Annotated in this window: 10 protein-coding genes; all 10 read left to right on the top strand. The window is 38.2% G+C overall.

The features are described from left to right. The first annotated feature begins 4 nt into the window (after positions 1 to 4). The 10 genes from tsf to rimP all read left to right on the top strand — a co-directional run bounded on the left by tsf (position 5) and on the right by rimP (position 13,434). Positions 5 to 892: a translation elongation factor Ts gene (gene tsf, locus ORL93_RS05830; RefSeq protein WP_018764711.1), complete on the top strand. Its 888-nt coding sequence runs from the start codon at positions 5 to 7 to the stop codon at positions 890 to 892. Positions 893 to 958: 66 nt separating this feature from the next. Further along, on the top strand, positions 959 to 1,681 hold the full coding sequence (pyrH, locus tag ORL93_RS05825; protein WP_003199491.1) for a UMP kinase: 723 nt from the start codon (positions 959 to 961) through the stop codon (positions 1,679 to 1,681). 2 nt (positions 1,682 to 1,683) lie between these two features. Next, entirely contained in the window at positions 1,684 to 2,241 is a 558-nt protein-coding gene (gene frr / locus ORL93_RS05820; RefSeq protein WP_003199493.1) for a ribosome recycling factor, read from the top strand. Positions 2,242 to 2,326: 85 nt separating this feature from the next. After that, entirely contained in the window at positions 2,327 to 3,103 is a 777-nt protein-coding gene (gene uppS / locus ORL93_RS05815) for an undecaprenyl pyrophosphate synthase (RefSeq protein WP_006095735.1), read from the top strand. Between the two features lie 17 nt (positions 3,104 to 3,120). Further along, positions 3,121 to 3,912, top strand: coding sequence for a phosphatidate cytidylyltransferase (locus ORL93_RS05810; protein WP_097794296.1), 792 nt, complete (start codon positions 3,121 to 3,123; stop codon positions 3,910 to 3,912). A 20-nt stretch (positions 3,913 to 3,932) separates the two neighbouring features. After that, positions 3,933 to 5,075: a 1-deoxy-D-xylulose-5-phosphate reductoisomerase gene (gene dxr, locus ORL93_RS05805; protein ID WP_003199500.1), complete on the top strand. Its 1,143-nt coding sequence runs from the start codon at positions 3,933 to 3,935 to the stop codon at positions 5,073 to 5,075. A 17-nt stretch (positions 5,076 to 5,092) separates the two neighbouring features. Then, positions 5,093 to 6,349, top strand: coding sequence for an RIP metalloprotease RseP (rseP, locus tag ORL93_RS05800; RefSeq protein ID WP_018764708.1), 1,257 nt, complete (start codon positions 5,093 to 5,095; stop codon positions 6,347 to 6,349). Positions 6,350 to 6,501: 152 nt separating this feature from the next. Further along, positions 6,502 to 8,202: a proline--tRNA ligase gene (locus ORL93_RS05795; protein WP_098161182.1), complete on the top strand. Its 1,701-nt coding sequence runs from the start codon at positions 6,502 to 6,504 to the stop codon at positions 8,200 to 8,202. 125 nt (positions 8,203 to 8,327) lie between these two features. Next, the gene (locus ORL93_RS05790) at positions 8,328 to 12,629 is read left to right on the top strand and encodes a PolC-type DNA polymerase III (RefSeq protein WP_098161181.1); all 4,302 of its coding nucleotides are present in this window, start codon (positions 8,328 to 8,330) and stop codon (positions 12,627 to 12,629) included. A gap of 334 nt (positions 12,630 to 12,963) precedes the next feature. Continuing rightward, entirely contained in the window at positions 12,964 to 13,434 is a 471-nt protein-coding gene (gene rimP, locus ORL93_RS05785) for a ribosome maturation factor RimP (protein ID WP_018764706.1), read from the top strand. Positions 13,435 to 13,448: the final 14 nt, after the last annotated feature.

Genomic DNA, 13,448 nt, shown 5'->3' with positions numbered 1-13,448 from the left:
AAATATGGCAATCACTGCACAAATGGTAAAAGAACTTCGTGAAAAAACTGGCGCGGGTATGATGGACTGCAAAAAAGCTTTAACAGAAACTAACGGCGACATGGAGAAAGCAATTGACTTCTTACGTGAAAAAGGTATTGCGAAAGCTGCTAAAAAAGCAGACCGCATCGCTGCTGAAGGTTTAACTTTCATCGAAACAAACGGTAACGAAGGTTTAATCTTAGAATTAAACTCTGAAACTGATTTCGTTGCGAAAAACGAAGGTTTCCAAACATTAATTAAAGAATTAGCTGCTCATTTATTAGCTAACAAACCTGCTAACATTGAAGAAGCTATGGCTCAAACAATTGCAAACGGCAAAACAGTAGAAGAGTACATCAACGAAGCAATCGCTAAAATTGGTGAAAAACTTACACTTCGTCGTTTCGAAATCGTATCAAAAACTGATGCAGATGCATTCGGTGCTTACCTACACATGGGTGGACGCATTGGTGTATTAACAGTTCTTGAAGGTTCTACAGATGAAGCGGCTGCTAAAGATGTAGCAATGCACATTGCAGCAGTTAACCCTAAATACATCGACCGCGATGCTGTAACAGCTGAAGAAGTTGAGCACGAGCGTCAAGTATTAACACAACAAGCTTTAAACGAAGGCAAGCCTGAAAAAATCGTTGCTAAGATGGTTGAAGGCCGTCTAGGTAAATTCTTTGAAGAGATTTGCTTACTTGACCAAGCATTCGTTAAAAACCCTGATATGAAAGTTCGTCAGTTCGTTGAGTCTAAAGGCGGAACATTAAAAGGATTCGTTCGCTACGCTGTTGGTGAAGGTATCGAAAAACGCGAAGACAACTTTGCTGAAGAAGTAATGAACCAAGTAAAAGGTAACAACTAATACAGATTAGGGAACACATTGTGTTCCCTTTTTTAAAATAAAGATGTAAGCAATTGGAGGTTCATTATGAGTAAACCGAAATATGATCGTGTCGTTTTAAAACTAAGCGGAGAAGCTTTAGCTGGTGAACAAGGATTTGGAATTAACCCAGCTGTTATTAAGTCAGTTGCAGAACAAGTGAAAGAAATTGCAGAACTTGATGTAGAGGTTGCTGTTGTTGTTGGCGGCGGTAACATTTGGCGTGGGAAAATTGGAAGTGAAATGGGCATGGACCGTGCAGGAGCGGACTACATGGGCATGTTAGCGACAGTTATGAACTCATTAGCTCTTCAAGATAGCTTGGAGAACATTGGAATTCAAACACGCGTTCAAACTTCTATTGAAATGCGTCAAGTGGCAGAACCTTACATTCGCCGCAAAGCAGTTCGTCACTTAGAGAAGAAGCGTGTTGTTATCTTTGCAGCGGGTACAGGTAACCCGTACTTCTCTACAGATACAACTGCAGCATTACGTGCAGCAGAAATCGAAGCTGATGTTATTTTAATGGCGAAAAACAATGTAGATGGCGTATATAATGCAGATCCATCTATTGACCCAACAGCTACGAAATATGAAACACTTACCTACTTAGATGTATTAAAAGAAGGTTTAGGTGTAATGGATTCTACTGCTTCTTCTTTATGTATGGATAATGATATTCCATTAATTGTATTCTCGGTTATGGAAAAAGGTAATATTAAGCGTGCCGTTTTAGGCGAAAATATTGGAACAATTGTAAGGGGGAAATAAAAATGGGACAACAAGTATTAAAAGCTGCAAATGAAAAAATGGAAAAAGCAGTTGCTGCTTATTCTCGTGAATTAGCTTCTGTTCGTGCTGGTCGTGCAAGCGCGTCTGCATTAGATAAAGTACAAGTTGATTATTATGGTGCACCAACACCTGTTGTGCAATTAGCGAACATTACAGTTCCTGAAGCACGTTTGCTTGTTATTCAGCCGTATGATAAAACTTCTATCGGTGATATTGAAAAAGCAATTTTAAAAGCTGATTTAGGTCTAAATCCTTCTAACGACGGATCAGTAATTCGTATTGCATTCCCTGCATTAACAGAAGAACGTCGTAGAGACCTAGTAAAAACTGTTAAGAAATATGCTGAAGAAGCAAAAGTAGCAGTTCGTAACGTACGTCGTGATGCTAATGATGATCTTAAAAAGCTTGAAAAAGCTGGAGATATTACAGAAGACGACTTAAGAGGATATACAGAAGATATCCAAAAAGAAACAGATAAATATATTGCAAAAGTTGACGAAATCGCAAAAAACAAAGAAAAAGAAATCATGGAAGTGTAATAGCGATACCTTCGCAAATATGACCCTCTTCTTAAGGGGGTCTTTTTACACTTTTAGGCATACGTCTGCTTGTTGGAGGGTATGAATGATGTTTAAAAAGTTTCCTTTTTTTAAAGGTAAAAAGGTCACATCGTTTGATCATCTCATTGAAAAAGTGAAAAAGGGACATATCCCAGAGCACATTGCGATCATTATGGATGGTAATGGAAGATGGGCAAAGAGAAGAGCAATGCCCCGCATTGCCGGACATCATGAAGGAATGCAAGTAGTAAAAAAAATTACGAAATTTGCTAGTAAACTTGATGTGAAAGTGCTGACTCTTTATGCTTTTTCTACTGAGAATTGGAAAAGACCGAAAAAGGAAGTCGATTATTTAATGAAGCTTCCAGAAGAATTTTTAGGTGCATTTTTACCAGAATTAATTGAAGAAAATGTACAAGTTCGAGTAATTGGACAAAAAGATCGTCTTCCTACGCATACGCGCAGAGCGATGGAAAAAGCCATGGAAGATACAAAAGAGAACACGGGATTAATTCTCAATTTTGCGTTAAACTATGGAAGTCGCGATGAAATCGTTTCTGCTGTGCAACATATGATGAAAGATAGCGAAGAAGGGAAAGTTCGTTCAGAAGATGTAAATGAAGAAATGCTTTCTTCATACTTAATGACAAGCTCTTTACCTGACCCAGACTTGCTTATTCGTACAAGTGGGGAGCTACGTATTAGTAATTTCATGCTATGGCAAATTGCGTATTCGGAGCTTTGGTTTACAGATGTGTATTGGCCAGATTTTACCGAGGAACATTTGCTAAATGCGATTACAGACTTTCAACATAGAGGGCGCAGATTCGGAGGCGTGTAGAAAGAGAGGGTTTGGTAGTGAAACAGAGAATTATTACTGGAGTGATTGCTGCCGCGCTGTTCATTCCCATCGTAATTTACGGTGGCGTGCCTTTTACAGTTTTAGTGTATGCACTTGCTTCTATAGGATTATATGAATTAATTCGTATGAACAAGCTTACACTTATTTCGGTGCCAACAGTTTTAGCCGCATTATTATTGTGGAGTATTTTAGTTCCAAGTAATGCATCAGGAGTGTTCAATTGGATTGGATTAGATAAACTAGAAATCACATTTGTGATTGTTTTATTACTTTTATCATATACAGTCCTTTCAAAGAATACATTTACTTTTGACAATGCTTCTTTTTTACTTATGGCAACAACGTATGTTGCAATGGGATTCTTATATTTAAATGAAACGAGAATAGCGGGAATCCATTTTGTATTTTATGCGTTATTTGTTATTTGGGCAACTGATTCAGGTGCATATTTCATAGGGAAAGCAATCGGAAAAAGAAAATTGTGGCCAGAAATTAGTCCGAATAAAACGATAGAAGGTTCACTAGGTGGTATTGTTTGTGGGATTGTCGTTGCTTTTGTATACAATATGTTTTTCCAAGTTCAAGGGAACGTTGGAATGTTAATAATTGTTACAATTGCAATCTCCATTTTTGGACAACTTGGTGATTTAGTACAATCTGCTTTTAAACGCCATTACGGTGTGAAAGATTCAGGTAGAATTTTACCTGGACATGGTGGAATCTTAGATCGAACAGATAGTTGGTTGTTCGTATTACCGATTTTACACTTCTTACATTTCATTTCATAATAAAACGAGGGGTTGGAGTCATGAAAAACATTAGTTTATTAGGGGCAAGCGGATCAATAGGGACGCAAACTTTAGATGTAGTACGCTCGCACCCAGACCAATTCCGTCTCGTTGCTTTTTCTGTAGGGAAAAATATTGACTACGCAGTAAAAGTTATTCAAGAATTTTCTCCTCAGCTTGTTTCTGTACAAAGAGAGGAAGATGTTGTAAGGTTACAATCAGTTTCTGGAAATACAAAAGTAGTATATGGTGACGAAGGACTATTAGAGGTAGCTCTTCACCCAAGTGCAGAAGTTGTAATAAATGCTGTTGTAGGTAGTGTAGGGTTGTTACCAACACTCCGTGCAATTGAGGCGAAAAAAACAATTGGAATTGCAAACAAAGAAACATTAGTAACTGCGGGACATATTGTAATGGAAGCTGCACGCAAACATAATGTGCCGTTACTTCCAGTAGATAGTGAGCATTCGGCTATTTTTCAATGTTTGAATGGAGAAAATGAAAAGCGAATTTCTCGCTTAATTATCACTGCTTCAGGTGGGAGTTTCCGCGATAAAACGAGAGATGAATTACATCATGTGACTGTGGAAGATGCGCTTCGTCATCCAAACTGGTCAATGGGTTCGAAAATTACAATTGATTCTGCTACAATGATGAATAAGGGGCTGGAAGTAATTGAAGCGCATTGGCTTTTCGGCATACCTTATGAGCAAATTGATGTTGTTTTACATAAAGAAAGCATTATTCATTCTATGGTTGAATTTGAAGATCGTAGTGTAATGGCACAGCTCGGCTCACCAGATATGCGTGTACCAATTCAATATGCACTTACATATCCAGATCGATTACCTCTCTCAGATACAAAACAGTTAAATTTATGGGAAATTGGAACACTGCATTTTGAACAAATGAATCAAGATCGTTTCCGTTGCCTACGTTTTGCATATGAAGCTGGAAAGATGGGTGGGAGCATGCCAGCTGTTATGAATGCAGCAAATGAAGTAGCTGTAGCAGCCTTTCTACAAAAGAAAATTGGTTTCTTAACAGTAGAAGACCTCATTGAAAAAGCAATGCACCATCACAATGTCATTGCACGTCCGAGCTTAGAAGAAATTCAGGAAATTGATGCGGCCACAAGACGGTTTGTGATGGAACAAATTTAGCAAAGGTGGTTATGGAATTGAATACAGCGATTGCCTTTATATTAATTTTCGGTGCACTCGTATTTTTCCATGAGCTAGGGCATCTATATTTCGCAAAAAGAGCGGGTATTTTATGTCGCGAGTTTGCAATTGGTTTTGGACCAAAAATATTTTCATTTGAAAAGAATGAAACAGTTTATACAGTTCGGCTGCTACCTCTTGGAGGCTATGTTAGAATGGCTGGTGAGGATGCAGAAACGGTTGAATTAAAACCAGGAAAAAAAGTTGGACTCGTGTTAAATGAAAACGAAGAAGTTATGAAATTAGTTTTAGACGGGCGCGAAAAGTATCCGAATGTTCGCGTGATTGAAGTAGAGCAAGCTGATTTGGAACACAATCTCACAATTGCTGGTTACGAAGAATACGAGGAGGAATTGCAAACATTCCGTGTGAGTGAAAAAGCTCGTATTGTTTCAGCAGGAGAAGAAATACAAATCGCCCCGTTTAACAGACAATTTGGTTCTAAAACGCTAGGACAGCGAGCATTAACAATCTTTGCAGGTCCTGCTATGAACTTCATTCTTGCATTTGTTATTTTTGTTATCATTGGATTGGTACAAGGTATTCCTGTTGATAAGCCAATGGTTGGGAAAGTAATGAAGGATAGTGTTGCAGAACAAGCAGGATTGAAACAAGATGATACGATTCAAGCAATTGATGGGAAAGACACGAATACATGGAAAGATGTTGTCACGATTGTACGTGAACACCCAAATAAAGAAATTACGCTTCATGTAAAACGTGACAGCGAACAATTGAATGTAAAAGTAACGCCATCAGCTGATAAAGAGGGGAAAGAAGAGGTTGGTAGAATTGGTGTATACTCGCCTGTAGAGAAATCTATTTTTGGTTCTATTAAATCAGGTTTTGAGCAGACGTATACATGGACAAAATTAATTTTTGATTCCCTTGTAAAACTAGTGACGGGTCAGTTTTCTATTAATGATTTATCAGGTCCCGTAGGAATTTATAATTTAACAGACCAAGTAGTAGATTATGGCTTTATTCGTGTTCTTAGTTTGGCGGCTGTTTTAAGCATAAACCTTGGTCTATTCAACCTATTACCGGTTCCTGCTCTTGATGGAGGACGCTTGTTCTTCTTCTTAATTGAAGCTTTGCGTGGGAAACCAATTGATCGCCAAAAAGAAGGAATGGTTCATTTTATTGGCTTTGCGTTATTGATGTTACTTATGTTAGTTGTAACTTGGAATGACATTCGGAGATTTTTCTTGTAAAATAAAGTGAAACTTGTAGTAAGTATAAAATTCACGATGTTTTTTGTGAATAGTGAATGAAATGAATAAAACTCTTAGAGTCGTAATCCCTCACCTAATTTGAGGTGGGGGGTTTTACTGCGTATTAGAGTAAATTAAAGAGGTGCGAATAGATGAAACAAAGTATGGTATTTAGTCCTACATTACGTGAAGTACCAGCCGATGCTGAGATTAAAAGTCATCAATTGCTACTTCGTGCAGGATTCATGCGTCAAAATGCTTCTGGTATTTACAGCTTTTTACCACTGGGGCTAAAAGTATTGCATAAAGTGGAACGTATTGTTCGAGAAGAGATGGAACGAGCAGGAGCTGTAGAATTATTAATGCCAGCATTACAAGCAGCTGAATTGTGGCAAGAATCAGGTCGTTGGTATTCTTACGGTTCTGAGTTAATGCGTATGAAAGATCGTAATGATCGTGAGTTTGCACTAGGAGCAACGCATGAAGAAGTTATTACAGACCTTGTACGTGATGAAATTAAATCTTATAAAAAGCTACCGTTAACATTATATCAAATCCAAACAAAATTCCGTGACGAACAAAGACCCCGTTTTGGTTTATTACGCGGAAGAGAATTTTTAATGAAAGATGCTTATTCTTTCCATGCGACACAAGAAAGTTTGGATGAAGTTTATAGTGGCCTATACCAAGCATATTCTAATATCTTCGCTCGCTGTGGATTGAATTTCCGTGCGGTTATTGCTGATTCTGGAGCAATGGGTGGTAAAGATACACATGAATTTATGGCATTATCTGATGTAGGAGAAGATACAATTGCGTATTCTGATACATCTGATTATGCAGCAAATATTGAAATGGCACCTGTTGTTGCTTCCTATGCAAAAAGCGATGAAGCAGAAAAAGCACTTGAAAAAGTAGCAACGCCAGATCAAAAAGCAATTGAAGAGGTTTCTGCATTCTTAAATATGGAAGCGTCAAATTGCATCAAATCTATGGTCTTTAAAGTCGATGAAAAGTTTGTTGTTGTACTTGTTCGCGGGGATCATGAAGTAAATGATGTAAAAGTGAAGAATGTCTATGGTGCTTCAGTTGTTGAACTTGCTTCACATGAAGAGGTAAGAGAACTGTTAAATTGCGAAGTTGGTTATTTAGGACCAATTGGTGTAACAGGAGACATTGAAGTCATTGCTGACCATGCTGTAGCAGCAATTGTAAATGGTTGCTGTGGTGCAAACGAAGAAGGATTCCATTATATAAATGTAAATCCAGAGCGTGATTTCAAAGTGAGTCAATATACAGATTTACGTTTCATTCAAGAAGGAGATCAATCTCCAGATGGAAATGGGACAATCCGTTTTGCTCGTGGTATCGAAGTTGGACATGTGTTTAAATTAGGTACACGTTATAGCGAAGCAATGAATGCAACGTTCTTAGATGAGAATGGAAAAACGAAGCCACTTATCATGGGATGCTATGGTATCGGGGTATCTCGCACAGTTGCGGCAGTCGCTGAGCAATTTAACGATGAAAATGGTTTGGTTTGGCCAAAAGCTGTTGCACCATTCCATGTACATGTAATTCCAGTAAACATGAAGTCTGATGCACAGCGTGAAGTAGGTGAAACGATCTACAATTCATTACAAGAACAAGGTTATGAAGTATTGTTAGATGATCGTGCAGAGCGTGCAGGTGTTAAATTTGCTGATGCAGACTTATTTGGTCTTCCAGTTCGAGTAACAGTTGGTAAAAAAGCTGATGAAGGCATTGTTGAAGTAAAAGTGCGTGCTACAAATGAATCTGCAGAAGTAAAGGTAGAAGAACTTCATGCATACATTGCTAATATTTTGAAATAAGAAGAGGTACCTCCAGGTGAGGTACCTTCTATTTCTATGTAAAATAAAAAATAATCAGTTAAAAGGAAGAAATCTTTCTTTGCGGAACGTTTCAATTTATAATAGCAGATGGAAGGAGGTTGCTTATGTCATTAACAAACGAACAACAAGAGCGATTTCAAATTTTGCTCCAACAGCTGCAAATGCCTGAAGACCTTATCAATCAATATTTACAAGGTGGCGGTATTCAAAGGCTAGTTGTTGATAAAGCAAATAAGAGTTGGCATTTTGATTTACAAGTGCCACGTATTTTGCCAACAGAATTATATGAACTGTTAGAAACACAGCTCAAGCAGTCATTTTCACATATTGCAAAAACGTCATTTGCACTAGAAACAGAGAATAAACAATTTACAGAAGAAGAGGTCAAAGCATATTGGCCACTTTGTACAGATCGAATTACTTTTTCACCTATGTTTGCGTATTTAAAAAAGCAACTTCCGCATGTAAACGGAGTGAAGTTGTTACTTGATGTGAATAATGAGTTAGAATCTACTGCGCTAAAGAAAAATCTTGCGAAGTCGGTAGGGGATCAATATGAAGTTTTCGGATTTCCACGTTTTCAGCTTGAAACAAATATAAAGCAAAACGAAGAGGAAGTTCAAAAATTTCGTGAACAAACACAGCAAGAAGATCGTCAGCGTGTTATACAAGCTATGGAAGAAATGGCCAAGAAGCAAGCTGAAGAAAGTGATGTTGTACATGAAGGGCCGATTGTACTCGGTTACCTTATTAAGCCTGATGAAGAGATTACACCGCTACGCGAAATTCAAGATGAAGAAAGAAGAAAAACTGTTCAAGGTTATGTCTTCAATGTGGAAACAAAAGAGCTGCGTAGTGGACGTACGTTATTAACGTTAAAAATAACGGATTATACGGATTCTATTATGATTAAAATGTTCTCACGTGATAAAGAAGATATTCCGATGCTGCAATCCTTAAAAAAAGGAATGTGGGTAAAAGCGCGAGGTTCGGTCCAAAACGATACGTTTGTTCGTGACTTAGTAATGATTGCGAACGATATTAACGAAATAACAGGGCCTTCTCGTAAAGATAAAGCACCTGAAGGAGAAAAACGGGTAGAGCTTCATTTGCATACCCCTATGAGTCAAATGGATGCTGTTACATCGGTATCTAAGCTTGTTGCTCAAGCTGGAAAATGGGGACATGAGGCTATCGCTGTTACAGACCATGCTGTTGCACAGTCTTTCCCAGAAGCGTATTCCGCTGGTAAAAAAGCCGGTGTAAAAGTCATTTATGGTGTAGAAGCCAATTTAGTAAATGACGGTGTTCCTATTGCTTATAATGAGACTCATCGACTACTTGCAGATGAAACATACGTTGTTTTCGACGTTGAAACGACAGGGCTATCAGCTGTATATGATACGGTTATTGAATTAGCCGCTGTAAAAGTGAAAGGCGGCGAAATTATCGATCGCTTTGAATCTTTTGCAAATCCGCATCAACCATTATCAGCAACAATTATTGAATTAACAGGTATCACAGATGATATGTTGACGGATGCACCAGAAGTAGGAGAAGTATTTAAAAAGTTCGAATCATGGATGGGTGACCATACACTTGTTGCCCATAACGCAAGTTTTGATATGGGATTCTTAAATGTTGGGTTTAAGAAATGTGGCTTAGACAAGCCGAAAAATCCAGTTATTGATACATTGGAGTTAGCTAGATTTTTATTCCCAGAGATGAAGAATCATCGTTTAAATACGATGTGTAAAAAGCTTGATATTGAATTAACGCAACATCACCGTGCAATTTATGATACAGAGGCAACAGGTTATTTACTTGTGAAAATGTTAAAAGATGTCATTGAAAAAGGTTTTGAATATCACGATCAATTAAATGACAGCATGGGGCAAGGGGATGCGTATAAACGTGGACGTCCAAGTCATATGACACTACTTGCAACATCAGATGTTGGTTTAAAAAATTTATATAAGCTTGTTTCATATTCTCATTTGAATTACTTTTACCGCGTACCACGGGTACCACGTTCTTTATTAAAAAAATATCGCGAAGGTATATTAGTTGGTACTGCTTGTGATAAGGGTGAAGTATTTGAAGCGATGATGCAAAAGGCTCCTGAAGAGGTAGAAGAGATTGCGCAGTTCTATGATTACATTGAGGTTATGCCTCCGGAAGTGTTGCGTCATTTAGTAGAACGTGAACTCGTTCGAGATGAAGGACAGTTAAAAACAATTATTTCTAACTTAGTAAAACTAGGTGAAACGTTAGATAAACCTGTTGTTGCTACAGGGAATGTGCATTATCTAGATCCAGAAGATGCAATGTATCGCAAAATCTTAGTAAGTTCGCAGGGCGGGGCAAATCCATTAAATCGTCATTCATTACCGCCTGTATATTTCCGTACAACAAATGAAATGTTAGATTGCTTCTCATTCTTAGGAGAAGAGAAAGCAAAAGAAATTGTTGTGACGAATACACAAAAGGTCGCATCGTTAATTGGTGATGTTCATCCAGTAAAAGATGACCTATATACACCGAAAATTGAAGGTGCTGATGATGAAACGCGTGACATGAGTTATAAAATGGCACGCAGCATCTACGGTGAAGAATTGCCAGAAATCGTAGAAGCACGTTTGGAAAAAGAATTAAAAAGTATTATTGGGCATGGATTTGCCGTTATTTATTTAATTTCACATAAGCTTGTGAAAAAATCGCTGGTTGACGGCTACCTTGTAGGTTCACGTGGATCCGTAGGGTCATCATTCGTTGCGACGATGATGGAAATTACCGAAGTAAATCCATTGCCGCCACACTATGTATGTCCGAATTGTAAGCAATCAGAGTTCTTTAATGATGGTTCTGTAGGCTCTGGTTTTGACTTACCTGATAAAGAGTGTCCAACATGTAATATCCCGTATGTAAAAGATGGACATGATATTCCGTTCGAAACATTCCTTGGTTTTAAAGGGGATAAGGTTCCCGATATTGACTTGAACTTCTCCGGAGAGTACCAACCACGTGCCCATAACTATACGAAAGTACTGTTCGGTGAGGACTATGTATACCGTGCTGGAACAATCGGTACAGTTGCGGAGAAAACAGCTTATGGCTATGTAAAAGGGTATGCATCTGATCATAACTTAACCATTCGAAATGCAGAAATTGATCGTCTTGTTGCTGGTTGTACTGGTGTAAAACGCACAACAGGGCAGCATCCAGGCGGAATTATTGTTGTGCCCGATTACATGGATATTTTTGATTTTTCACCAATTCAATTCCCAGCCGATTCAGTAGGGGCAGAATGGAGAACGACACACTTTGACTTCCATTCTATTCATGATAATTTATTAAAACTGGATATTCTGGGACACGATGATCCGACCGTTATTCGTATGCTGCAAGATTTAAGCGGCGTGGATCCAAAAACAATACCAACAGATGATCCAGAAGTAATGAAGATTTTCTCTGGGCCAGAATCTTTAGGTGTAACAGAAGAACAAATTAATTGTAAAACCGGTACACTAGGTATACCGGAGTTTGGTACAAAATTCGTAAGGCAGATGTTAGAGGAAACAAAGCCAACAACATTCTCAGAACTTGTCCAAATCTCTGGACTATCTCATGGTACAGACGTATGGCTTGGTAATGCTAACGAACTCATTTATAACGGTACATGTACACTGAGTGAAGTTATCGGTTGTCGTGATGATATTATGGTCTATCTGATTTATCAAGGATTAGATCCATCCTTAGCATTTAAAATCATGGAATCGGTGCGTAAAGGTAAAGGTGTACCAGAAGAGTGGGAAGAGGAAATGCGTAATAACAATGTACCTAGTTGGTATATTGATTCTTGTAAAAAGATTAAGTACATGTTTCCAAAGGCCCATGCGGCTGCTTATGTACTTATGGCTGTACGTATTGCTTACTTCAAAGTACACTTTGCACTCTTGTTCTACGCAGCATATTTTACAGTACGTGCAGATGATTTTGATGTAGATGCGATGGTCAAAGGCTCGGCATCAATTCGTGCAAGAATTGATGAAATTGCGCAAAAAGGATTGGATGCAGCGCCGAAAGAGAAAAGTTTACTAACAGTGTTAGAAATGACACTTGAAATGTGTGAACGTGGTTATTCATTCCAAAAGGTTGATTTATATCGTTCACATGCAACTGACTTTATTATTGATGGAGATACGTTAATTCCTCCATTTAATGCGATACCTGGTCTTGGTACAAATGCGGCCTTAAGTATTGTGGAAGCACGTGGAAATGGTGAGTTTTTATCAAAAGAAGATTTGCAACAACGTAGTAAGCTTTCTAGAACAATCATTGAGTATTTAGATAGCCAAGGTTGTTTAGGAGATCTACCGGATAAAAACCAATTATCACTGTTCTAACAGGCAGGAAAAATCTTTGCAAATCGTTATTTGCTATGGTATACTATTAACCGAGATAACCATGTCATGTATATTTTGCGAAAAGAAGAGTGGGGAAACCCACTCTTTCGTGTTACTATCTATGTTTTATCTATGGATGTAGGTGAGACATTTCTGTCGTATATACATATTTTGTTACAAGTTTTACTTCTTAAATTTGGTAATACTAAGACAGATATTCCCTGCTTAATGGCAGGGGCTTTTGTTAGCTAACAAGAAAGAATAAGATAGACCGTTTTAAATAGGGCGGATTTTTTCTTTCAAATGGTACATGGCGGCAGAAAGGAGGCTGTTTATGGATAAGAAAGTCACAGAAGTTGTTGAAGCACTTGCGCAGCCGATTGTTGAAGAGTTAAATCTTGAACTTGTAGATGTAGAATATGTGAAAGAAGGAAAAGACTGGTTCCTACGCGTATCCATCGATTCAGAGACAGGAGTAGACATTGAAGAATGCGGAGCGGTAAGTGAACGTTTAAGCGAAGCTTTAGATAAAGAGGATCCAATTCCTCATCTTTACTTTTTGGATGTATCATCTCCTGGAGCGGAACGCCCATTAAAGAAAGAAAAAGACTTCCAGCAAGCGGTAGGAAAGCAAGTGGCAATTAAAACATATGAGCCGATCGATGGTGAAAAGATGTTTGAAGGAAAGCTACTATCCTACGATGGTACAACAATTACACTACTATTAACAATTAAAACACGTAAAAAAGAAATTCAAATTCCAATGGACAAAGTTGCGAATGCGCGACTTGCTGTTACGTTTTAGTAAGAAGGGGGATC

This window comes from Bacillus sp. DHT2, assembly GCF_026241455.1.
In the GTDB taxonomy this organism is placed as follows: domain Bacteria; phylum Bacillota; class Bacilli; order Bacillales; family Bacillaceae_G; genus Bacillus_A; species Bacillus_A pseudomycoides.
The sequence above is the reverse complement of the archived record's forward strand: the minus strand, read 5'-3'. Positions and strand labels throughout refer to the sequence as shown.

Coding starts and splice junctions, on each gene's coding strand:
- tsf (WP_018764711.1), top strand. CDS start 5: ATGGCAATCACTGCACAAATGGTAAAAGAACTTCGTGAAAAAACTGGC.
- pyrH (WP_003199491.1), top strand. CDS start 959: ATGAGTAAACCGAAATATGATCGTGTCGTTTTAAAACTAAGCGGAGAA.
- frr (WP_003199493.1), top strand. CDS start 1,684: ATGGGACAACAAGTATTAAAAGCTGCAAATGAAAAAATGGAAAAAGCA.
- uppS (WP_006095735.1), top strand. CDS start 2,327: ATGATGTTTAAAAAGTTTCCTTTTTTTAAAGGTAAAAAGGTCACATCG.
- dxr (WP_003199500.1), top strand. CDS start 3,933: ATGAAAAACATTAGTTTATTAGGGGCAAGCGGATCAATAGGGACGCAA.
- ORL93_RS05795 (WP_098161182.1), top strand. CDS start 6,502: ATGAAACAAAGTATGGTATTTAGTCCTACATTACGTGAAGTACCAGCC.
- ORL93_RS05790 (WP_098161181.1), top strand. CDS start 8,328: ATGTCATTAACAAACGAACAACAAGAGCGATTTCAAATTTTGCTCCAA.
- rimP (WP_018764706.1), top strand. CDS start 12,964: ATGGATAAGAAAGTCACAGAAGTTGTTGAAGCACTTGCGCAGCCGATT.